Below are 22521 nucleotides of genomic sequence, written 5' to 3'. Positions count from 1 at the left end.
AGGGAACGCGACATGGCACTGGATCGGAAAATTGCATACATCGACCTCACGACCGGCAACATCGAAATCAAACCCATTCCGTTGGAGGTCAGGAAAAAATTTATCGGCGGCCGCGGCCTGGATGCTTATCTGCTTTACAACCACGCACCCGAAGGCTGTGACCCCTTGGGTCCTGAAAACCCGCTCATCATCAGCGCCGGCCTGTTGTCAGCCACTCTAGCATCCGCCACATCGAGAACGCATATCATGGCCAAGTCTCCACTGACCAACCTGTTGGGCAGCTGCAATATGGGCGGTTTTTTTGCGCCGGAAATGGCCTGGGCCGGGTTCCACCACCTGGTGATCACCGGCAAGGCCGAAAAACCGGTTTATCTTTGGCTTCACAACGGTGAAATCGAAATCCGCGATGCCTCCCACCTATGGGGAAAATCAAGCACGGAAACCCAGTGGGCCATTCGGGATGAACTGGGCGATCAGGAGATCAAAAGTGCAGTTATCGGAGCGGCCGGTGAGAATCTTGTCACCTATGCCTGTGTGATGACCGGTATTAAAAATGCCGGCGGCCGGACGGGCATGGGGTGCGTGATGGGGTCGAAAAACCTTAAGGCCGTCGCAGCCCGCGGTGACATGGACATCAACATCGCGCACCCCGTCGATGCACTGGAGCATAACAAAAAATTCATTGAACAGATCACCAGCGCAAAAGTCAATCAGACCCAGGGCATCTTGGGTACCCCCTTTGTCTGGGGCGCAACCAACTGCTGGGGCGGCGTTCGGACCCGGAACTTTCAGTATAACCAGATGCTGTACGCCGACCAGATCGAACCTGAAGCCATCGATGAAATCGCCACGGAGACCATGGGCCCCCATCATATGGCGGGATGTTTCGGCTGCCAGGTGCATTGCCGGGCCAAATACAAGATCAAAACGGGTCCGTTGGCCGGCAAATACGATGAAGGACCGGAATACACCTCTCAGGGCGCCTTCGGCAGCGAACCAGACTGTAACAAGGCCGAAACCGTATTGTCCGCCAACCATCTGGTCAACCAGTACGGTGTCGACAACCTTGAAATCGGCAGCATCATCTCCTGGGCCATGGAGCTTTATGAGTTAGGAATCCTCACCAACAAAGAGACCGAGGGCCTGGAACTGCAATTCGGAAATGACCGGGCACTGATCGCGATGATTCACCAGATCTGCAACCGAAGCAGTTGGCTGGGCAATGTACTGGCCGACGGCGGCATTCCTGCATCCCAGACCATCGGCAAAAATTCCTTCGATTATCTCATTCAGGTCAAGGGAATGAACAACCTCCACTCCGATGAGCGGGGGACCCCTGGACTGGCTCTGAACATTGCCACCGCCTCCCGTGGTTCCGACCATCTGCGCAGCCGGCCGGCAATCGACCTGTATCACCTGCCGGAAAAGGTGCTGAGGAAAATATACAGCAGCCCCATTCCCTACGACGGGCCACTCTCTTCGGAACATACCGAGTATATTGGAAAGCCCTGGCAGGTTTTCTGGCATGAAAACTGTTACATGGCCGTGGACAGCTTAGGGATCTGCAAATATCATACGCTGTTCCTGGGTGCGACACTGCCCAATTTCGAAGACTGGCCGGCGGTTATTTACCACAATACGGGGCTTGAATTTACCCCGGTAGAAATTTGGGCCGCGGCAGAACGATGCAACAACCTGGAAAGGCTTTTCAATTTGAGGGAAGGGTTGAAACGAAACGATCCTTTCAAAGGCGACACTCTCAACCATCGCTATTTTGACGAACCCTGTCGAAGAGGCGCCCCTGACGTTGTCGGCCGTAAAATCGATCGGGAAAAATTCAGTATCATGATCGATGAGTTCTACGAACATCACGGTTGGGATAAAGAAGGCGTTCCGACAACTGAAACCTTAACGCGCTTAGGGCTGGATCAGGAACCCACCCATTTACTTTAAAAGCTGTCGAAGGAGAAAATAATGGACAAATTTCTCACGGTTAATGCCGAAAAATGTACCGGCTGCCGACTTTGCGAACAGGTATGCTCCGTCGTGCATGAAGGGGTATCCAACCCGGCGAAGAGTCGAATCCAAATCGTAAAGTGGGAAGATGAGGGGCGTTACATTCCGATGATATGCCAGCAGTGCGAGGATGCTCCCTGCATGAATGTCTGCCCGGTACGAGCCATTTCCATAGACAAGGATTACGGCTTTCTGGCGGTCAATTATGAAGTATGTATCGGTTGCCGTTCATGCATCAACATTTGCCCCTTCGGGGCCATGAATTACAATCGGACGACGCATCGCGTCTTCAAATGCGACCTGTGCGGCGGGGATCCGCAGTGTGTACGGTTCTGTGATGTTAAAGCGATCGATTTTGTATCATCCAATGCCGTCGTCGCCGGGAAGAAAAGGGAAAGCGCTCTGCGTCAATCCGAAGCAAAGGGGCTGCATGCGGCGGCAGGTGAACACGTTTAGTCCGAGTAAAGGTACCAACCGTGTTATGTCGGAATGATAATGATTGGTATGTTTAATTGTCATAGTACTCGAATTGATCCGGCCAGACAGGAGCGATGACCATGCCTCTCACACTTTCCGCCGAAGAGCTTGAGCGGTATGACCGTCAGGTTTGCATCGCTGAAATCGGCACAACGGGACAGGAAAAACTTAAAAAAGCAAAGATCTGTATCTGCGGGGCCGGCGGGCTCGGCTCTCCGGCGGCCATCTATCTGGTGGCCGCCGGTGTCGGCACCATCACTCTCGTGGATCATGACCAGGTCGCATTAAGCAATTTAAATCGTCAAGTCCTCCACCATGAAGCCGACATTGGCCGCCACAAGGTCGATTCCGCAAAAGAAAAGCTCGGCAATTTGAATTCGCATGTCACTTTAGACACCAGCCGGCTTAGAATTACCGAAGAAAATGTGGTCAGGTTAATTACCGGCCACGATATGATCATCGATGCGCTGGACAATCTGGAAACCCGTTATATTCTCAACCAAGCAGCGCTGGATTTGAACATTCCGTTCATTCACGGTGCAGTCAGCGGATTTGAAGGTCGCGTGATGACCGTCATTCCAGGCCAGAGCACCTGCCTGCGCTGCCTCTATCGCGGACCGGTGAAGCAACCCAGAAAAATACCGGTCATCGGCGTTACCCCAGCAGTCATTGGTGCGCTTCAGGCCACGGAGGCCATCAAGTACATTACCAGTATCGGTGATTTGCTGACCGATCGGCTACTGATCTATGATGGATTTAAGCTCAAATGGAGCGAATTCAAGTTACTGAAAAACCCAACCTGCGACCATTGCGGAAAGTCGCGAGGCAGGATTTCATCATGACCATTACGCTAAATATTCACAAAACACATCGACAATTTACCGACGGGATAGAAACCTTTGAAGTAGAAGGAAGCACGGTCGGGAATTGCCTCGATGCATTGGTAGAACGATTTCCCGGCATGCAGGAGGCGCTTTTTGACGGAAAGGCTAAACTAAAAAACCAGATTGAAATTTACCTGAATCTAGAGAGCGCATATCCTGATGAGCTGGGCAAAAAGGTCAAGGCCGGAGATGAAATCACCATCACCGTTATGCTGGCCGGTGGATAACCGCCTTTATTGTACCGTGAAGTCGGTGAATTATGGGTGAAAAGCAACACCCTGTTCCCATGTCACTATCAGCCTGGCCGTCACCCGCGAGGATCTGCAGCCGGTCTTAGTCTACCACACCAGGGATAACCGTATCAGGTCCCACGTGATGCTGTGCTGGCTCGCCCTGCTGCTTATTTAAATGTGTTAACAATTTGGATTATATGGGAAAAACCACTGTTCAAGACAAATTGGCCGGCTACAAGGCCCCAGCAGTACATCGCGCATTCGATCTGTTGCGCAAGGTGGCCCAATCGCGTGAAAACCTTAGCCTTACCGAACTGGCACTTCAATTGGGATATAGCAAAAGCACGACCCATGGACTGGTTCATGCCCTGCTTCGTGAAGGTGTCCTTACTCAAGGTCTTGACGGACGCAAGCTTTATTTGGGACCAGCGGTTGTTGACCTGGCCTTTTCGAGTTGGAATTATCTCAAAATGGTCGAATCAATCCAGGCATCGATCGACGAATTGAGGAATCAGATCAAGGAGACGATTGTTCTGGGTGCATTGATCTGCAACCGCATTCAGATTTTGGCCACCGCAGAGTCAGCGGACCCAATGAAGATATCCGCCTCACCCGGGACGGTTCTCCCCCTCTTTGCCGGGGCCTCAGGGAAGGTTCTTCTCGCTGAAATAAACATCGAGAGGGTGAAACAACTGATCCATGAAAAAGGTCTCCCCCGGCATACTCCCCGCTCAATCGTCGACGAAGAGAAGTATCTGACCGAACTGGAACAGGTGCGTACCAAAGGGTATTCCATCGACGACGAGGAGTACCTGACCGGTGTCAGAGCGGTAGCTTTGGCTTTGCATAACCTCAAAGGCCCACCCATGGCCATCTGGGCTGTGGGGTTGTCCAGCAAAATGGGGCTCGACAAAATTGAGGATGCCATTGCAATCATGACTGTCGCGGCGAAAAATCTTTGCAATTCGCTTGATGGGTCGTCCGGATATTAAGGAGACGATTGGGAGACACGCGTCCTATCGAGGACACCATGCCTCTCCGTTTTCTTCCCAAGACAGCGAAACGCAGATCGCGTCTCTCTTGCCACAACACTCCTGTTCCCACGCCCCCTCCTACAGCTGCGCGCACGGCGATCCTGACAACAAACAACCTGTCTCGTGCCATGTCCTTTTTCAATCCCTTTTCATGTCCATGTATCCATTTCCCGGAAGAACCATATTAAAATCATTATAAATTAAAGCGCCACCGCAGGTTATTCAGCTGACAAAGACAGCCTGATTTTGTAAACACACGCCGAATTCGCAGATTCTACTGAAAGCCGCAGCGCGCCTAGGTTTCAGCAGATTTGTAAACTTACCGGGCGCAGACCCAAATTATGTCCTGAGGGTAAAAAAGTGGAGCCGGACAGCTGAGCACCGCCTGGGAACTCCCAGCAAGACCCAGCGTGAAGTCCTATCGGACTTTGGCTACCACGTTGATGAGAGTGGGGTCTTACAGGGTCTTGTAGGCTAAATCTTTATACTGAGAGGGTTCACGGCCAGTCACGCTTATTATCCCCGAAACTCCTTTTACTCTTTTGGATCCTGTAAAGATATTCAGTAATGCACAAGGCATCGATCTCTACGTTGTGGCTCCCATAGGAAGCCACAACCAGCACCGGGCACAATCAAGACAAAATCCTGAGATTACTCAGAGGGGCAAACCATTGATGCTTAATTAACACGAAGGACCAAAGCCGCACCGGTGTCACCTGCCGCACAACCTGCGACGAGCACATAACCGCCGCCAAGCAGAACCGCTTCCTCAATGCCTTCGATCACCAGTCTAGCAACGGTGGGAGCTTGTGGGTGACCAAAAATCATAGAGCATCCGTAATTGTTCATTGTTTTAAGGTCAATGTCGAATTTCTTGGCAAAATAGAGATCATTGGCCGCAAAGGGATTATGGGTTTTTATGACCGAAACGTCATTAATGGTTATCCCGGCACGATCAAGAGCCATCTGTGCAGCGGGAACAGCAGCGGCAGGCATATGCGCTTTTTCCACCCTGGAAAAACCATAGGAGAGAATCTGGATTGTCTTGCTCGGATCATTACTCAGTTTCTGTGCCCTCTCCCGAGTCGTCACGATAATTCCTGCATTGCCATCTGCCGGATGGGTTTGGCTGGCATAAGTATGAATTCCACCCGGCATTACAGGTTTGAGATGGGCGATCCCTTCCCGTGTCACAGGAGTAACACCTTCATCGGCGTCAAGAGTAATGGTCTTTTTGCGGCTGACCTTCACTTCTACCGGGAACATATACCGCTTCTGGAAAGCTCGATCGTTTTTTAATGCCTCTTCATATTGCTCATAGCGCATGACAGCAAGTTCATCCGTTTCCTCACGGGTGGCAGTGATCAGCTTAGCAACATTCTCAGCGGTATTCAGCATCCCAAAACCAGTTGACGGATCAGCGTTCATATTATCCATATTCCAGTTCTCAGAGATCACTTCACCGCCTGGCCCATTTGGATTTGGCCAGATAAGATGAGGTGCATTTGACATCCGGTCAGCCAGGAAACAAAACGGTGTGGTCAGTGTGCCCGTTTCGACTGCCATGGCTGCGGTATGAATGCAGGTGGTTGAAGTTGAACAGGCCTGGATGATTGTCATTCCAGGAACTTGCGCACCCATCATTGCATTTGCCCAGGTACTTCCGTAAAAGCATGACTTCTGGACAGCAGTTATACCATGGTAGGTGTAATCAAAGACAGGAGTTTCCCAGCTATTGAAAGCCATCCAACGTTTTGCGGTCTCCGCACCCAGAATTATCGAATTTTCATTTGATAAACTGCCCTGCCATTTGGCAAAAGGACTACAATAGTAACCACCATAGGGGATATACGCTTTTTCAAACTTCATGGTAATAGACCTCTGTCATGTGGAATTTATTTTCTTGCTCTATTGTCCGCCTGGAAAAAAGAGTGACTTTTGATTCATTCTGCTTATTCCATTAACAAAAAAACAGCAAATATCATTCGATTTTTGTTGGATCACTCAGCCCTAAATCTACTTCTTGAAATTTGGCTTTCGCTTTTTCCAGAAACGCCATTATGCCTTCCTTAGAATCGTCAAGGCAATGCGTATCGCCGGATCGTTCATGGTTAATCTCAAGAGCGTTGTATAAGCCTTCCGTTTTCACGCCTCGATTAATCAGGTCAGCGATAACGGTCAGAACTTCTTTATGGAACGTATTGCGTCGGAACTATTTTGCCAATCGTGTTTTCGAAACACTTGATGCCGCATTTACCCCAGCAGAACTCGGTCTGACAGAGATGGCGGCAAGTATCATTCATTGATCAACCGTTTGACTATTCTTGGAATCGCCATTGTCAAAAGTTTTTCAACTTCTTCAATTGTTTTGAATACATATTCCGGATTTTCCTCCCAATGTTCCCAAACATCGTCTTGCCGCAAGGCCTCGGAATGATCTTCGCTGAACGCAACCCCTTTCCATTTTGCAATTTCTTTGAGGGTAACCATGTTTTGCTTGTACTCAGGATATAGCGCTGATAATTCTTTTTTCTGTTCAGGCAAGGAGACAACGATCAAATTCGCCTCTTTAATCATCGCGGGAGTCACGCACTGTGAATTCCATGCTACGGGGGCGGCGAGCCCCTTTTCGAGTAGCAGACGACGAACGTGTTCGCTCATATCAAGCCCATAAAATGGGTCTGGATGGGTGACAGCGAGCTTATCCAGAAATACCTTGAGTTCCTGAGGGAAAAATCCAGCAGACCGGACCGTTATTTTATTGGATAAAATCCCCTCCAGCCGTTTCATTTTTTCTCTTGTAAAAAGTTCGGAAAAGACACTTCTCACCCGGTTACGTATACAAAGAAACAATACGTTATAGGACGACGCCTTCTGCATATCTTTTTGCATATATTTTTTCCTTTATCGGTTGTTTCTCATTTCCCAACCTTCACCCCGTGCATTATCTACCCGCTATCAAACACATAAGCGAACTATTAACCTTCTTCAATCATCTAAATTGTATCCAATTTCACTACAATCTTTCCGAAATGTTTGCCCTTTTGCATGAATTCAAATGCATCGTGTACCTGGTCCATTGAAAATACACGATCGATGATCGGTTTTATTTTGCTCACCTCAAGGAATCCATGGAGTTGTTGTTGCATATCACGACTGCCCACATAAATACCCTTGACGGACAATGATTTCCTTATGATGGGCATGGGATTGACAGCTCCCTCAGTTCCGGTCAGCACACCAACCAGACTGATGCGCCCATTTGTTTTGGCGGACGCCATCGACTTTGCAAGCGTCCCGACCCCGCCTAGCTCCAGTACCAGATCGACGCCCAGCCCGTTGGTTTTTTCCAAAACAATTTTTTCCCAATCCGGGTTTTGTTTATAATTGACCAACACATCCGCACCAAGTTCTCCTGCCCTTTTCAGTTTCTCGTCGCTGCTTGAAAGCAGAATGACTCGCGCACCTGCTTTTTTTGCTATCTGCAAGGCAAACAGCGCCACGCCGCCTGTTCCGAGAACAAGCAGCGTTTCACCGGGTTTTAAGTTTCCATTGATAATCAATGCATTCCAAGCCGTCACGGCCGCACACGGCAGTGTTGCGGCCTCTTCGTAGGATAGATAACCTGGGAATTTAATGAAGCCGTCTTCAGGCCCGGTCACCAATTGCGCCAGCATTCCATCGACGGTTGCATTGCCCCTGACAGTGCCAAATTTGGTATCATCGATCTCTCCGCCCTGCCATAAAGGGAAAAATAGACCAACTACCCTGTCACCCGGTTTCAACCCGATTACCCCTGCGCCCACTTCCTCCACCGTTCCGGCACCATCGGATAACGGAATCAACGCCTGACTCACCCCCCGCGTAGCGGCAACAATGTCCTTGTAATTGATCGATGCGGCATGCACCTTGATTCTAACTTCGTTCGTGCCGGGTTTTTGCGGTTTCATTTCTTGAATGGTCAGCGCATCGAGGCCTTTTTTGCCGGGAACGATTACAGCTTTTTTCATATCTTTTTCCTATTCTTGATTTTTTATTCTTGAGAAAGGGGGAAAGCCAATCCTTGCATAGTCTCGCTTTCTTAAGTGTGGTTCGGTTGAACGGTTATTGAATTCTAAGCGTCTCGCCATAGGCAAAGACAAGTGCATCAAGTATTTTTTCGTTATGACCGGAGGCTTCTTTCTCAGCTTTTTTATTCACACTTACCAAATGCCGAATCGCCTGTATTATGGGTTGTATTGTATCAATATATTGACCGGCAAGGTCTTTTTCGGTATTCGACGTTTCCTTTATCGCTTCCGCGGCAAACATACCGCTCTTCAGCGCCGTGCCGATCCCTTCAAAAGTGATCGGTAAAATAAGCCCGGCAGCATCGCCCACCAGTAGGACGTTGCCTTGTGCGGGAACAAACGCGCCCGAGATCAGATCTTCATGAAGAAGCGGCTCCACGCAGCCGTCCTTCCAAATCGGCCTGGAACCCGGGTCAAAACCGTATTGCGCCAGGATGGTATTGATTTCGGTTCGAAGCTCTTTAATGCCGCTGCCTTCAATCAGAAACATGTCGCCTTTATGGTTCACATTAAATCTCGGGCGAAGCTTAAGTTTAGGAAAAAACCAATGAATATAATCTTTCTCCAAGTCCAGTGCTCCCATGTAACATTCACGAATCGGCGTCGTGTATTTCACCGGAAGATTGGGAAAAAGGGATTTTCGGGTCCGTGATGATGCCCCATCGGCACCAATCATATGGCGGCACACCAGTTCGATTGATTCGTTTCCTCGATCTATTAAAACCTTGACTTTTCCATCGGCGTTCATGATCGAACGCAGCCGGGTGCGGTCCCACACCTCTACACCGTCTGCAACGGCTTTTTCAGTAAGCCATGAATCAAGATCCCGCCTCCAGGCGATCGGCGTATGCCATTCTATTGTTTTCGGCGAAAGCCCGGGAACGTGAAACATATTGCCGGATAGGTATTTTGGCGCTGTGAGAATGTGCTCGGGAATAGTTCCGAAGTGTTCTTCAATCAAATTTTTTGCCCACGCCCCCATGACCATTCCTGAGCAAACCTTATCACGGGGTAGCGTTTTTTTTTCAAGCAGCAAGGTCCTGAAACCCGCCTTTGCACATAATTTCGACGCTAGTGACCCTCCAGGTCCTGCCCCGACAACGATTATATCGTATTTTTGAATCAAGCCCATAAATTCTCCCTCGTCAACCAATCTTTATCCGGCAATAAGCAAATTGGATTGGTACCATGGCCTTCCATAAATTTACCAGAAGACGCCCGGAAGGAATGGTTCCCCTATTACAACCAGGAACGATTCCATCAGTCGCTTGAAGGCTTTACCCCGGATGAAATTTATTTCAAAGAGCATATGCGTGAATTACCGATCACGGGCGCCACGATTGGGGCTAACTCAAGTCGCCCTACGGGCTCCATACGTTAGACCCAATCGTGAAAAGCGGCTCCATCAACCCGGGAGGGACTAACCACCGACTTGGAATTTATCACAGCCGGTTGGCTGTCCAAACAATGGGGACCACCCAGATTCTCATGCCTCAGTCAGGCGAAACATCGACTGGAAGAATTTTCTGGGGAGGGATGATAAATGTCGGTATGGGTGACAATTTAACAACCGCTTTAATTGTTTGGGATATCAAGGTACCGGGGGAAATATTTTCATGCGGGCTTAATATTATGATATCACAGTTTTTCTCTTGTGCAGTCGATAGTATTTGATCGGCGACAATGCCTTTTTTAATCAAAATTTCATCGGGCTGAAGAAACTCAGGATTGTTCTCATTTGATTCTTCGCAAAATTTTTTCAAAGCAGAATGAATAATTTTGCTATCTTTTCTTTTTGCTATTAATACATTCCTTGCATCACTCTCATGCTCTTTCATGATTTCATCGAATTTATCATCTCCAAATAACTTTTTAACTCGTTCTTCGAGAGAAATGGGAAGATCTTCAATAACATGCAGCAAAGTAATCGACCCTTTTAAGGACATGGCCAAGTGGACGGCCACGGGATAGGACTCTTGGCACTCTTTCGACAGATCGGTAGCGAATAGAATTTTTTGGGGGACTGTAATCATGACGAATCTCCATAACCATTAGGGTTGCTATTATCGCATAATGATAATTTGTTTGATTTCATTCGATCTCGGCAAAATATTCAACCGCTATCTCGCCGACTCTGACAAGATATTCCAAATCATCCCAGTGGCAATTTAGAATTTCCAAATGAACTTTAGGGTCCAATTTTTTTTCAATGGTTTCTATAAAAGCTTCTCTTCCTTCAGGATTGAAATACATCTGATCTTCTTTATCATAGTGATGAAAACCTTTTCTTGGGATTACAAAAGCGACCTTACCTTTCGAAGGGTTTAATCTTTCAGCCATGATTTCGGCCGTTTGAACCATCTCCTCGATAGTAGCCTTAGCCGTACCGATAATTTCATTGTGGGTAATGGTAAACCGCCCCTGCTTGCCGAACCTTTCCATATCCATGGCTGTTGGGGCAAATACGCCGACGTTTCCAGGTCCAATAATTGTGGGAATCCCCATTTCTGCGGCAGCGGTGAGCCTGTTTTGAGCGTGACAAGCAGCTCCGGCTATTGCGTGTAGGATCTCGAAGGAACAAAGATCGATCATTCCTTTTATGACCCCTTCCCGAATCAAATCCTCAAGAATCGAGCATTGCATACTTATGGAGTGAGCAACAGTAACCTTATAACCTTTTTCTTCAAGGAGTTTTTTCAATGGCCCCGCACAAGAAGAAACCCAGCCAATGGCGGTGAGTCCAATCCATTTTCCCTTCTCCAATGGATCTTCTTCAGTAACGACAGCGCATAGGCTTAATGCTGCACGTTTAAGATCCCTTTCAGACCATTGAGTTAGGCCAAAAAAGTCTGAAATCGGTTGTACAAGCATAATATCTGATCGAATAAACTCTGGATGAAGGTAGTCTGATACGGCAACGGTAGAAATCAACACTTTAGGGAAACCAATAGGCAAAACCCTGAGCGTTCTCAACGCCAAGGCGGTTCCCATACTTCCACCGATAGACAATACACCATCTATTTTTTGTTCTTCTGCCAATTGTTTTATTATGATTTCAGCGCCGCTGCCGAGTTTTTCAACAGCGACTTCGTAGCGACCGCTCTTTGCCGCTTCCATTAGCTCATCTAGGGAAGATCCGATTGCCTTGCTAAGATCCCTCCTCGTAAAATCGGCTGTAAATTGAGTCGGGTCCGATTTCAACCCAAGGTCCAACACCATACACTTAAGACCTTTTGATTCAATCAGCTTTTTCATGTAAAGGATTTCATCGCCCTTTGTGTCGCAGGTCCCTGTAATAAGTATCGTTTTTTTCGGCTGCGTCATTTCAATTCGCTCCTCTTTTGGCTATCCATGTCCAGTTCCAGGCACGCTATCGTTGTCGATATCCATTGTTCTTCAACAAGAAACGTCCCCCCCTTTGCCCTCCGACTTACCTGAGAAATGGTGCTCAGACTTTATGGACTGGTTGATGCATAATTCTTCTGCCATCAAATACGATTGAATCAAATGATTAATCAAGCATTTGATCTCCCTTTTATTGGTCCGGAGGCCATCATGGCATCCAAGCTGTCGACCAATTTTTTTGCTGTTTCAAAATCTTCCAGATTCGCATCGATCTCTTCGATTTCAATAGGTTTTTCCAGTTGTTTTTTAAGCGCTTCAATAAAATACCCATCTTGTTCAGGATCATAAAGAACGCTCCCCGACTTATCGATTGAAGACCACCCCTTCAAAGGGACAACCAGCTTTACAAGCCCTTTGGCATGGTTGAGCTTCTCGGCATAAAGGCGGGCTCCGATTTCGAGCTCGTCTTTTGGAAAACGGGCCATGGACCGCATTTCGTCCATTTTGAACACCCGACCGGAGGCTTCGTATTTTTCACGGTTTACCCTCGTTGGGCCGGCGCCAGTGATATTCAGGCAGCATGGCGCCCATACCTGAGGAATGCCCCGTTCGCCGGCGGCATCCAATCGGGTCATGTCCGCAGCTCGATTGCCGCTGGTTTTAGCTTCTATAAGTCCTGCGGGAACAATGTCGATTACGCCATCGAAGAAACCCTGGCTGATCAGCTTGTCCATGGCCCGGTCACTGATTCCCTGGGCATGGAACGGGAATACGGTATATCCTTTCTCTTCCAACAAGTTTTCTACGTTTTTCGCGCACCGGTCTGAAAATCCGATCTGGGTGATAGCAATGGACCCCTTGGGCAGCTTTAATTCGCGATGGTCAACTGATGCTGCCGCCATGCCGCAAATGGCCCCGGCTACTTGTGAAATGGCATTTTTAATCAAATCGTTGGTTCCGGCGATTTCCATGATCAGCTGCATCACCGTAATGTCCGTCGCCCCGAACAATTTCCCAACATAAGCGGGCATAGCTGCGGTGGTGCCGATGACCTTTGGAATGCCAAATGGCAGTTGTGACATAATTCTGGCACCGATCAGTGCAATGCTCATCCCACCGAGCGAAACGATGCCGTCAAGCGAATTTTCGCCAAGTAGCGCGCGTGCCTTGGCGACCGCCCCTTGGGTCATCCAGTTGGTGATGACCGCTCTATCCTCTTCAGCAAAAATATCTTCCATTTGCTTTCCCGCAAGCGAGGCAATCTCATTGGGACCGATATCCGCCTGATAACCGTGTTTTCCACCCATGCTGAGATCCATCAACACGGGATGATGACCGATCGCGGCGATTTTCTCCTTGAGCATCATCAATTGCTCGCCCTTGGTGTCCATGGTTCCGATAATAACTATTTTTTTTCCCATTTTTCGTCCTTGATAATCGTCTCAAAGGTTTTTTCACTGAATTGTGAATCGCTAACCACCTTTATAAGAAATCCATGGGTTTACCGATGTTTATTAACGGCTTATCTTTATTCCGGCCTGTTCACGATCCCAGGTATTCGCAGTAATGCCGGCTTTCTTGAGCAAGTGCTTTTGAACTCTTTCAGTCGGTGTTTTGGGAAGTTTTTCGACGAATTCGACAAAGCGTGGGACTGCAAAATAGGGCATCCGCTCATTGGCATGCGCAATGAGGTCCCCATAGTCGATGGTCTCTCCGGGCTGGAGGACAACACAAATTTTTACTTCGTCTTCGGCAAGTTCGGATTTCACGGCCACCGCAGCCGATTCCAGGACTTTGGGGTGCGTGTTGATGGCTCTTTCCACTTCGAAGGAGGATATGTTTTCTCCGCGCCTGCGCAGCGCATCTTTTTTTCGGTCTACAAAATAATAGTATCCATCTTTGTCCTTTTTAGCCAAATCTCCTGAGTGGAACCACAGGTTACGGCTGGCCTCCAGGGTTTTTTCAGGCATGTTGTAGTATTCGAGCATCATGACAAAGGAATCCTTGGGTCGGAAAACGATCTCTCCGATCTCACCCACGGGGACTTCACTATCGTCATCGTCGACGAGCTTGATTTCATAGATATCCATGGGTTTGCCACAGGATCCTTTGCGTCTGTCATCCACCCTCACATGGATGGGGATACCGATTTCGGTCATACCGAAACCTTCCAGGCATTTGATGCCGAAGCGGGCTTCCATTTCAGCCATCACATCGGCCGGACATCCTGCACCTAAGGCGACGACCGCAGGGTTGTACAGATCATCATCTTTTCGGGGTTGTTTGGCCAGAATCGGCATCACCGCCCCCAGGTAGTTGAATTGGGTCGCCCCATATTTGCGTATTTCATCCCAGAAATGTGAAGCGCTGAAGTGGTCAGCCAGCACCATCTGCGCTCCGGCCACCAGCGTCGTCAAGGTAGTCAGCACCTGGGCGTTGAAATGGTACAGCGGCATGAAGGTATAGAAAATATCGTCTTTGCCGCCATTTCGATACTCAAGCATTTTTTCCGCGCAGACAATCCAGAACTTGTGCGGCCCCAAGGCACCCTTGGAAAGACCGGTGGTACCTGAGGTGTAGATAATGCTGATGGGATCGCTGGGCGAAACGATTATGTCGACGGCTGCTTCAGAGGCCTTAAAAAAGTCTCCATAACGAATTGCCGGAATGTTAATTTTTTCCGTGTCCATTTCACCGGATGAACCGACAACGATTATTTTCTCTACTTTGGCAAGATCGGTCTCGATCAGCTTTAACCGTTCCAGATACTGTGCATCTATCACCAACATCTTCGAATCTGACTGGTCTACGATGTGCTTAAGGAATTCACCTTTGTAATTGGTATTGACCGGAACTTCAACCGCACCGATTTTGGACAATCCCATCCACAGATAGATAAACTCCGGGCAGTTAGGCAGCATGATGCTGACCTTGTCGCCCTTGGTTATGCCCAAATCGGTAAATGCATTGGCGCAGCGATTGGAAAAAAGATCCAGCTCCCTGTAGGTAATCGATTCTTCCTTGAATCTCATGAAAACTTTATCTGCGTTTTTTTTCACTCTGTCGGCAAGAAGTTCACCAAGTACTGTCGGTAGATTAGACTTTTTCATGGTTTTCCTTTGGTTATTTTTTTGGCGTCACACGTTATAATTTTTCATTGCCCAACACCACACAGCTGGCGATTCCCATCCCAGCGTTTCCACCCAGATTGTGGGCCAACCCCAATCTGGGATTTTTCACCTGTCGGGGACCGGCCTTTTCCTGCAATTGCTTATATATTTCATACATCATCCTCAAACCGCTTGCGCCCAGCGGATGGCCGAAGCATTTAAGCCCTCCATCGGTATTGACTGGAAGATCGCCGCCCAAAGTGAAGGTTCCCGCTTCAATATCCTCTACAGCCCCTCCTCGAGTGCTGAAGCCCAGGTCCTCGTACAGAATCAATTCATGGGTGGTAAAACAGTCGTGGACCTCGGCGAGGCTGATCTCTTTTCTAGGATCGGTAACACCCGCCTGATCGTACGCCATTCTGGATGCACGCACATTCTCTTCCACATGCACGTAATCATAATCCTGGCGCATGACTCCCTGACGCGCGCCTACACTGATCGCCAGCCCCTTGACATAGATCGGGTCCGATCGAAATTTTTTTGCCATATCCGCACGCACGACAATAGCCGCGGCAGCGCCATCGCTGACGCCACAGCAATCGAACAAACCCAGCGGCCAGGCCACGATGGGCGCATTGACAACCTGCTCCACCGACAGCTTGTTGTGGAAGTGGGCCTTGGGATTCAAGCTACCATTGTGATGATTTTTTACCGCGATCTTCGCAATCAGCTCTTTTCCGTATTCGGGTGTCAGTCCATAATGATGGAAATAACGTGTGCCGAGATAGGCAAACGAAGCGGGTGCGCTGAAACTCGAACCGATCGCCGAACTGCCATCGGGGTTGTCGCCCACAATGGCCGGCCCCTTCACACCGGTTTGGCCCGAATCCTTCAGTTTTTCCACGCCGATGGCCAGCGCGATGTCGCAGGCGCCTGAGGCAACGGCATATACCGCGCCCCTTAATGCTTCCGAACCTGTGGCACACATGTTCTCCACCCGCGTCATGGGGATATACTGCAGGCCCAAAGCCGACATGGTAAGGGCCGTTACCCCTGAAAAAACGGTTCCCAACCAGGCAGCCTGGATGTCTGACGGCTGGATACCGGCATCTTCGAAAGCTTCATAAGCAGCCTCAACGAGAAGGTCTTCAACCCCCATCTCCCAACGTTCGCCGAACCGGGTGCAGCCCATACCGATGATTGCGACTTTGTCTCTGATACTTTCCATATTGACCTCCTTAGCAACCGAAACAGGTTGGTATATTTACGAGTGCATTTTTTACTGCCATCAACCAACCAATCATTCGGCAACTGGCTTGGCTTTCCAAAAATAGTTGACAATACCTTCACCCTGAGACATTTTTCGAAAGGTCATTTCCAATGGCATGCCGATTTCAACACGGTCCAGATCATAATCGGTCAACTCGCATATCAGTCTCCCACCGCATTCAAAATCAATGACGCCATTGAGTCCTGGAGGATTTTTTGTCGGTTGAAGGTGATCCACGGCATAGGTAAACAAGGACGCCCTTTTGTCTGAGAAACAATAGGGCTCGAAATCGTCTTTGGTCTGGCAGCCGATGCATATTCTTATGTTTTTCCCGAGCGTGTGGATTTGCGGCAACCCGCAGTTTCTGCATTTAACCCCGGTAAGCGTCGAAATGACCTGACGCTCCCGCCACCGGCTGGAAAGCGACGGTTCTCCCCGGGGAGGCAGGCTCGGCGCTTCGAGTTGCATCAGGTTGCGCCAATTGAGATATCTACCGTAATCAATCGACCGGGCTGTCTGCATTTGTTTCTCCAAACCTGCCTGAAATGAAGTAACCGCTTCTGTCACCCGTAGGACAAAAGCATCTGCCCCATCGCCGTAGTTGGCCAGCAGTATCCGGTCTCCCGATTTGGCTTTGCCCACGGCCGCAATCAGCATGATCATGGGCCCTGCGGTACCGACATTTCCGATAAGGTCAAAGAAAGGATTCTGGATTTGGTCCGCTTTGAAACCGAGCTTGCCAGCTAACTGGGCATGCGCCCGAGAATCGGATGCCGGAAATACAATTTTTGAGAAATCATCCGTCTGAAGATTATTGGCCTTCAGCAACCCGTTGATGGTTTCCAACATGATGGGTTGATACCCTTGCTCCTCGACAAATCGCCCTTCTCCGGATTTGACAAAATGATCCTCTGTGGTGCGCCAGATACCGGTGAACTCACTGTTTGAACAATAACTCGATTCCACTTCGGCGATCACTCCTTCCCGGCCGATTGCCAGGCAGACCGCCGCATCACCGAGAAGCTGTTCATGCATCCCTTTGGGCGCACCCAATCGACAATCCGAAGCAGCCACCAATACAGTACCAGCAGATCCTGCCTCGACTGCGTCAAGGGCTGATCTCAGCGCGGTTGTACCCGCCCTTAGGGAATTGGTAATGTCGGCCGTGACGGTATGTCGTTTTGCTCCGATGGCACTGGCAATGATGGCCGCGCTCTGTTTTTCCAGATACGGCGCGGTTGTGGTCGCAAAGTAAAGCCTGTCCGGGTGAGATAAGTGATGCTTCAAGCATTCCTGAGATGCGGCCACGGCCATGGTGACTGCATCCTCGTCATATCCAGCCACTGCTTTCTGTCCCCCGATTGATCGCGTCCCCCACATTCTGGCGATCTCTTCACGGTGCAGCCTGTATATGGGGATGTAAGCCCCAAATGATGTTATGCCGGTCATCCCTGTCCTCCCTATAAATTATGACAAACCGTTTTCGGAATTTGTTTTGTTACAAATAGTTACATAGAAATGAAAACTTAACCGCCTGCACCTTGCCTTTTCTGTTATTCAGCGCGGCTTTACTGTTGGTGGTACATCTGGTTCGCCACCGCCGCCGCTGCAAAGGCAGCGACCCGGATTTTCTGCACGGACTTGAGCGGTAGTTTATCGGCCAGCATTTGTTTCTGCTCGATCATCACCTTCATGTTCTCGAGCATTCCTTTTTCTTCCTCGATAAAATGGGTATCAAAGTCGCCCTGTAGGAATCGCGGATTTTCCAACACCGCTTGATGAAAAAAAATATTGGTTTTAATGCCGCTGATGATATATTCGTACAATGCACGGCGCATCCGCTCCACAGCTTCATCCCGGTCTCTGCCCCAGGCGACGAGCTTTGAAATCATGGAATCGTAAAACGGTGATATGGAGAACCCCGCATAGACACCACTGTCCACGCGTATCCCGATGCCGCCCGGTGATTGGTAGTTTTTCAGCATTCCGAAGCTCGGTGTAAAATCATTAGCCGGATCTTCGGCATTGATCCGGCACTCTATGGCCCAACCGTTAATTTGGACATCCTCCTGCCCAAAGCTAAGGGGATTGCCGGATGCGATGCTGATCTGCTCCTTGACGATATCAATCCCGGTGATCATTTCCGTCACCGGATGCTCCACCTGAACCCGGGTGTTCATTTCAAGAAAGTAAAAATCTCCATTAGAATAAATGAACTCCATGGTGCCGGCCCCTTGATAGCCGATCCATTTGGCGGCTTTGACTGCCGTTTCACCCATTTTTTGGCGGATTTCCGGCGTCAACGCGGTAGACGGCGCCTCTTCAATCACCTTCTGATATCTTCGCTGAATCGAGCATTCCCGCTCATTGAGATGAACGGCGTTGCCGCGGGAATCGCCCAGTATCTGAATTTCGATATGCCGAGGATTTGAAATGTATTTCTCGATATAAACCTCGTCGGACCCAAAGGCGTTGACCGCCATCGCCCTGGAAGCTTCGATCGCCTTTAAAAGATCATCCCGGGAGTGAACGATCGACATACCGATGCCACCGCCGCCATCGGCAGGCTTAACGATCACCGGATAACCGATTTCTTCGGCGATGTTAAGGGCCTGCCCAGCGTCGCTGGTCGCCTCATCCGTACCCGGAACCACCGGTGTACCGGCCTTTCTCATCTCTTTTCTGGCCGATATCTTGTTGCCCATAATTTCAAGCACTTTTGGGGATGGTCCAATAAAGATGATGCCCTCTTCTTCGCATCGCCTGGAAAAAGTTGGATTCTCAGCCAGAAACCCATAACCGGGGTGAATCCCCTCGGCACCGGTTTCATGGGCCACTTGAATTAATTTTTCGATATCGAGATAGCTCAATTTAGGCGATGGAGGACCGATTAGAACAGCCTCATCCGCATATTTTACAAATAGAGCTTTCTCATCCGCTTCCGAATAGACGGCAACAGATTTGATCCCAAGTTCCCGGCATGCACGCATGACCCGGATGGCTATTTCACCACGATTGGCAACGAGTATTTTATTCATCTTTCTGCTCCACTACGATTAAAGGCGCTTCAGTATCGATGAAATCGCCAACCTGAACGTAGATTTCAGACACCGTCCCGTCAGTCGGCGCCAGTACCTCCCGTATCATTTTCATGGCTTCCGTTTTCACCAGTAAATCGCCTTTGGAAACGCTCTGGCCCTTTTGAACATCAACGGAGACAACCATACCTGCCATTGGTGTCAGTACAGCACCCGGAAGAATCGCTTTCGGCTTTGCCGGTCCGCTCGCAGTCCCTTCCCCATCATCGTTCAACGGTGTGATTTTCACGTTGAAAGTCTCGCCATCCACATCAATGGCAAAAGCATTCGGCATACTTGAAAAACCGCCGATGGGTACGCCGTGCTGTTTTGGCTTCTGTGTCGGCCTCATTTGCTTGGGATTCTTACCGGTACCCGGCATTGCCGTAAGACCCGGAATCAGAACCCGAAGCAAAAACTCATCATCATCATATTCATGCCCGATTTCATCCCGCAATACGGACAGGGGTTTGCCCCTTCCCTCAGGCTTCCAATTGAGTAATTTCTGGGTCTCTGGCGAACTCTTGATACGCTCCATGAGATCCTTGTCAACTGGCCCGATGATCTCGCCGTAATGCCCCATTACATATTTAACCGTTTGATCGAGTATCTTTTTATAACGCTGCCCTTGCAACACGTTCTCTACCGCCTGGCTACCCACTATTTGTGAATAGGGAGTGGCCATGATCGGATAGCCAAGATCTTTACGGACCTGGACGATTTCAGTGAGAAATTCATTAAGCCGGTCCCCCATCTTCATTTCCGCAAGCTGGCGCTTCATGTTCGACATCATGCCCCCCGGCACCTGGTGCTCGAAATGAGACAGATCGTATTCTTCAGGCACCCCGATTGGAAATCCGTTTTCTTCGGCAACCTTTGTAAAATGGGCGGTAACGGCCTCAAGCGCCTCATCATTGATGTCTGTCTCATACCCCATGTGACGCACATTCTTGAGTATATTTTGAATGGACGGCAAGGACGTCGCGTTGGCTAGAGGCGCCACGGCCGTATGTAAAACGTCAGCTCCAGCCTTCACTGCCTCCAAGTAGCACAGCGGCGCCAGCCCCGAGTTGCAATGGGAATGAAACTCAATGGGAATACCGTTACTATTCGCCTTGACTGTCGACACAAGCGCATAGGTCTGTTCCGGGGTCAATACCCCGCTGGCATCCTCAATGTAGACGGCATCGACCAGATCGCCAGCATCAAGGATCAGCTTTGTCCTCTTGGCCCAGAGTTCCGGAGTATGATAGGGGCTTTGGCAGACCATCAATGAGGGAACGCACCGGGCTCCCAGGTCTTTGACGGTTTTGGCAAAATAATAAAACCGCTCCATATCGGTCTGGTAATCGCACACCCAGAAGCTCTTCACCCCATTTTCCACTTGGCGCTTAATCCACAGGTCGATCACATCTTTGGGCGTATCCACATCAAAAGAAGCCAGGGCTGCCGTCATGAAAGAGCCTCGAATCGGTGTGTTGGGCATCAGTTTGGCAAGCGTCCGGATTCTCTCCCAAGGATTTGTGTCATAGTAACGAATTTCGACGACAAAGCCGTTACTTCCGTTTGTTGCGATCTCATGATAGCCAACTTCATCCATGACGGGGGCGATGGGGGTTATCATGTCCGTGCTCATCATAAGGCCCCAAAGGCTTTGTTGAGCATCACGTATGGTCTGGTCGACAAAATGAATTTTTCTGCTCATACCAAGCATTCCTTTATTCTGATTTAATTTTTTGGAACATGCCACTTTCGATGAAACATGTGCTAATCAAAATCCTGTTGGCATTCCGGGTATTCTGGTTGCGGCCTATAAACAGGCCAGTTGATGTTTATTTAAATAGCAGTAAACGAAATTATTTAGAATATTGATTACCTAATACTTATATTAGAAATTTTAAAATATGTGTGTTGACCATAAGTTACGTGTTGACTATAAATTACAAAAATTTTATTGTTTTAAAAAGAATGGTCGCTTTCAACAATTTGGGATCGGACAAAATTGGTCATGGAGATTAAATGGGACGTTTTCAGCTCAACCTGCATCACGTAATATCATTTTATTTCCTGGCAAAAGAACAAAGTTTCAGCAGAGCCGCTGAGCGATTGGGGATTACTCAACCGGCGGTGACCCAACATGTTCGCGGTCTCGAGACACAATTTGGCATAAAGCTGATAAATCTTAAAAAGCAGCGTGTCTGTCTTACAAAGGCCGGGGAGAGTTTGATTGCATATGCAGAAAAGCTGTTGAATCAGGCAGAGTTGACGGAAAATTTTCTTAAAAATTATAGTTCCAATAATCTCTCCATAGGCATTGCCGGCGGGTTGATTTCATCTTTTACAGGCCTAATCGACCATTTTAAAGAAATCCATCCTTCCATTAAGGTTTCACTAAGGGAAGCACCTTCTATAATTTTGATTGAAGAACTGCTCGATTACCAGCATGACATTTGCGTCGCCGGCACCATGTCGTCATATAGTGATAAGTTGAAATGCTACCGAATCAATTGTGATGAACCGATGGTTTTCGTGGCCAGCCCGGATTATCCGATAGACTGGTCAGGACCCGCGAAATGGACAGAATTGGCATCTCACCCACTTATTCTTCCTTCGGAAGGTTCTGATGGGCGAGCCATCACGCTGTATGAATTTAAAAAAAGAGGTTTGAAGCCCAATATCGGCACCGAGGTCAGCAACATCGAAATCGCCAAAGAACTTGCGAAGCTGAATAAAGGGATCGCGCTATTATTCGAGCCTAATATACGGCGACAAGTTGAAAAGGGTGAGCTGAGAATTATTCGAGTCGACGATGGCGAAATAAAAATGGGATCGTTCTATGTCATGACAAACCGTGAAGTCAAGCTTTCTCCTCCCGCGAGATTTTTCCTTTCATTGATTAGGGAGCAATTTAAAAAAACAATTCATGATCTTTTGGATGATTACAAGCCGGAAGTATGGAAGCAGTAGGCGCTTATTTCATCCACGCATGAATCTATCAAAATAAA

General features: G+C 48.8%; 19 protein-coding genes. 6 read left to right on the top strand and 13 right to left on the bottom strand.

Annotated elements, in window-relative coordinates:
* Positions 1 to 12: 12 nt before the first annotated feature.
* The 5 genes from ACYQ8U_RS14225 to ACYQ8U_RS14205 all read left to right on the top strand — a co-directional run bounded on the left by ACYQ8U_RS14225 (position 13) and on the right by ACYQ8U_RS14205 (position 4602).
* Positions 13 to 1953, top strand: coding sequence for an aldehyde ferredoxin oxidoreductase family protein (locus ACYQ8U_RS14225; protein WP_459946219.1), 1941 nt, complete (start codon positions 13 to 15; stop codon positions 1951 to 1953).
* Positions 1954 to 1974: 21 nt separating this feature from the next.
* Positions 1975 to 2472 (top strand): 4Fe-4S dicluster domain-containing protein, encoded by a 498-nt coding sequence (locus ACYQ8U_RS14220; RefSeq protein ID WP_459946218.1) that lies wholly within the window; start codon positions 1975 to 1977, stop codon positions 2470 to 2472.
* A 101-nt stretch (positions 2473 to 2573) separates the two neighbouring features.
* Positions 2574 to 3335 carry a HesA/MoeB/ThiF family protein gene (locus tag ACYQ8U_RS14215; protein ID WP_459946217.1) on the top strand — a complete coding sequence of 254 codons (762 nt, stop codon included), beginning with the start codon at positions 2574 to 2576 and terminating at the stop codon, positions 3333 to 3335.
* Positions 3332 to 3604, top strand: coding sequence for a MoaD/ThiS family protein (locus ACYQ8U_RS14210; protein ID WP_459946216.1), 273 nt, complete (start codon positions 3332 to 3334; stop codon positions 3602 to 3604). Before ACYQ8U_RS14215 ends, ACYQ8U_RS14210 begins: the two co-directional genes overlap by 4 nt.
* Before the next feature lie 203 nt (positions 3605 to 3807).
* Positions 3808 to 4602, top strand: a complete 795-nt coding sequence (locus tag ACYQ8U_RS14205; protein ID WP_459946215.1) for an IclR family transcriptional regulator — start codon at positions 3808 to 3810, stop codon at positions 4600 to 4602.
* A gap of 720 nt (positions 4603 to 5322) precedes the next feature.
* Here ACYQ8U_RS14205 and ACYQ8U_RS14200 read toward each other — a convergent pair.
* The 13 genes from ACYQ8U_RS14200 to ACYQ8U_RS14140 form a co-directional block, all read right to left on the bottom strand.
* Entirely contained in the window at positions 5323 to 6513 is a 1191-nt protein-coding gene (locus ACYQ8U_RS14200; protein WP_459946214.1) for a thiolase family protein, read from the bottom strand.
* 112 nt (positions 6514 to 6625) lie between these two features.
* Complete coding sequence (locus tag ACYQ8U_RS14195) at positions 6626 to 6793, bottom strand: hypothetical protein (protein WP_459946213.1); 168 nt, start codon at positions 6791 to 6793, stop codon at positions 6626 to 6628.
* Positions 6794 to 6939: 146 nt separating this feature from the next.
* Positions 6940 to 7536 carry a hypothetical protein gene (locus ACYQ8U_RS14190; RefSeq protein WP_459946212.1) on the bottom strand — a complete coding sequence of 199 codons (597 nt, stop codon included), beginning with the start codon at positions 7534 to 7536 and terminating at the stop codon, positions 6940 to 6942.
* 104 nt (positions 7537 to 7640) lie between these two features.
* Positions 7641 to 8654 carry a zinc-dependent alcohol dehydrogenase family protein gene (locus tag ACYQ8U_RS14185; RefSeq protein ID WP_459946211.1) on the bottom strand — a complete coding sequence of 338 codons (1014 nt, stop codon included), beginning with the start codon at positions 8652 to 8654 and terminating at the stop codon, positions 7641 to 7643.
* A 94-nt stretch (positions 8655 to 8748) separates the two neighbouring features.
* The gene (locus ACYQ8U_RS14180) at positions 8749 to 9846 is read right to left on the bottom strand and encodes an NAD(P)/FAD-dependent oxidoreductase (RefSeq protein WP_459946210.1); all 1098 of its coding nucleotides are present in this window, start codon (positions 9844 to 9846) and stop codon (positions 8749 to 8751) included.
* A gap of 361 nt (positions 9847 to 10207) precedes the next feature.
* Positions 10208 to 10747, bottom strand: coding sequence for a universal stress protein (locus ACYQ8U_RS14175; RefSeq protein WP_459946209.1), 540 nt, complete (start codon positions 10745 to 10747; stop codon positions 10208 to 10210).
* Positions 10748 to 10805: 58 nt separating this feature from the next.
* On the bottom strand, positions 10806 to 12038 hold the full coding sequence (locus tag ACYQ8U_RS14170) for a Tm-1-like ATP-binding domain-containing protein (protein ID WP_459946208.1): 1233 nt from the start codon (positions 12036 to 12038) through the stop codon (positions 10806 to 10808).
* A 191-nt stretch (positions 12039 to 12229) separates the two neighbouring features.
* Positions 12230 to 13480, bottom strand: a complete 1251-nt coding sequence (locus ACYQ8U_RS14165) for a Tm-1-like ATP-binding domain-containing protein (RefSeq protein WP_459946207.1) — start codon at positions 13478 to 13480, stop codon at positions 12230 to 12232.
* Between the two features lie 93 nt (positions 13481 to 13573).
* Entirely contained in the window at positions 13574 to 15169 is a 1596-nt protein-coding gene (locus ACYQ8U_RS14160; protein WP_459946206.1) for an AMP-binding protein, read from the bottom strand.
* A 34-nt stretch (positions 15170 to 15203) separates the two neighbouring features.
* Positions 15204 to 16397, bottom strand: coding sequence for an acetyl-CoA acetyltransferase (locus tag ACYQ8U_RS14155; protein WP_459946205.1), 1194 nt, complete (start codon positions 16395 to 16397; stop codon positions 15204 to 15206).
* Positions 16398 to 16469: 72 nt separating this feature from the next.
* Positions 16470 to 17888: an OB-fold domain-containing protein gene (locus ACYQ8U_RS14150; RefSeq protein WP_459946204.1), complete on the bottom strand. Its 1419-nt coding sequence runs from the start codon at positions 17886 to 17888 to the stop codon at positions 16470 to 16472.
* 119 nt (positions 17889 to 18007) lie between these two features.
* Complete coding sequence (locus ACYQ8U_RS14145) at positions 18008 to 19477, bottom strand: acetyl-CoA carboxylase biotin carboxylase subunit (protein ID WP_459946203.1); 1470 nt, start codon at positions 19475 to 19477, stop codon at positions 18008 to 18010.
* Positions 19470 to 21221, bottom strand: coding sequence for a pyruvate carboxylase subunit B (locus ACYQ8U_RS14140; protein ID WP_459946202.1), 1752 nt, complete (start codon positions 21219 to 21221; stop codon positions 19470 to 19472). Before ACYQ8U_RS14140 ends, ACYQ8U_RS14145 begins: the two co-directional genes overlap by 8 nt.
* A 314-nt stretch (positions 21222 to 21535) precedes the next feature.
* Here ACYQ8U_RS14140 and ACYQ8U_RS14135 point away from each other — a divergent pair, with 314 nt between their 5' ends.
* Entirely contained in the window at positions 21536 to 22483 is a 948-nt protein-coding gene (locus tag ACYQ8U_RS14135) for a LysR family transcriptional regulator (RefSeq protein ID WP_459946201.1), read from the top strand.
* Positions 22484 to 22521: the final 38 nt, after the last annotated feature.

It is taken from the genome of Desulfocastanea catecholica, assembly GCF_054657295.1.
This window is presented reverse-complemented; position numbering and strand designations above follow the sequence as displayed.

Bases quoted from the DNA above. Each gene is read 5' to 3' on its own strand.
- ACYQ8U_RS14145 (WP_459946203.1), bottom strand. From the start codon at position 19,477: ATGAATAAAATACTCGTTGCCAATCGTGGTGAAATAGCCATCCGGGTC.
- ACYQ8U_RS14215 (WP_459946217.1), top strand. From the start codon at position 2,574: ATGCCTCTCACACTTTCCGCCGAAGAGCTTGAGCGGTATGACCGTCAG.
- ACYQ8U_RS14180 (WP_459946210.1), bottom strand. From the start codon at position 9,846: ATGGGCTTGATTCAAAAATACGATATAATCGTTGTCGGGGCAGGACCT.
- ACYQ8U_RS14170 (WP_459946208.1), bottom strand. From the start codon at position 12,038: ATGACGCAGCCGAAAAAAACGATACTTATTACAGGGACCTGCGACACA.
- ACYQ8U_RS14225 (WP_459946219.1), top strand. From the start codon at position 13: ATGGCACTGGATCGGAAAATTGCATACATCGACCTCACGACCGGCAAC.
- ACYQ8U_RS14150 (WP_459946204.1), bottom strand. From the start codon at position 17,888: ATGACCGGCATAACATCATTTGGGGCTTACATCCCCATATACAGGCTG.
- ACYQ8U_RS14210 (WP_459946216.1), top strand. From the start codon at position 3,332: ATGACCATTACGCTAAATATTCACAAAACACATCGACAATTTACCGAC.
- ACYQ8U_RS14135 (WP_459946201.1), top strand. From the start codon at position 21,536: ATGGGACGTTTTCAGCTCAACCTGCATCACGTAATATCATTTTATTTC.
- ACYQ8U_RS14200 (WP_459946214.1), bottom strand. From the start codon at position 6,513: ATGAAGTTTGAAAAAGCGTATATCCCCTATGGTGGTTACTATTGTAGT.
- ACYQ8U_RS14190 (WP_459946212.1), bottom strand. From the start codon at position 7,536: ATGCAAAAAGATATGCAGAAGGCGTCGTCCTATAACGTATTGTTTCTT.
- ACYQ8U_RS14140 (WP_459946202.1), bottom strand. From the start codon at position 21,221: ATGAGCAGAAAAATTCATTTTGTCGACCAGACCATACGTGATGCTCAA.
- ACYQ8U_RS14165 (WP_459946207.1), bottom strand. From the start codon at position 13,480: ATGGGAAAAAAAATAGTTATTATCGGAACCATGGACACCAAGGGCGAG.
- ACYQ8U_RS14185 (WP_459946211.1), bottom strand. From the start codon at position 8,654: ATGAAAAAAGCTGTAATCGTTCCCGGCAAAAAAGGCCTCGATGCGCTG.
- ACYQ8U_RS14155 (WP_459946205.1), bottom strand. From the start codon at position 16,397: ATGGAAAGTATCAGAGACAAAGTCGCAATCATCGGTATGGGCTGCACC.
- ACYQ8U_RS14220 (WP_459946218.1), top strand. From the start codon at position 1,975: ATGGACAAATTTCTCACGGTTAATGCCGAAAAATGTACCGGCTGCCGA.
- ACYQ8U_RS14160 (WP_459946206.1), bottom strand. From the start codon at position 15,169: ATGAAAAAGTCTAATCTACCGACAGTACTTGGTGAACTTCTTGCCGAC.
- ACYQ8U_RS14175 (WP_459946209.1), bottom strand. From the start codon at position 10,747: ATGATTACAGTCCCCCAAAAAATTCTATTCGCTACCGATCTGTCGAAA.
- ACYQ8U_RS14205 (WP_459946215.1), top strand. From the start codon at position 3,808: ATGGGAAAAACCACTGTTCAAGACAAATTGGCCGGCTACAAGGCCCCA.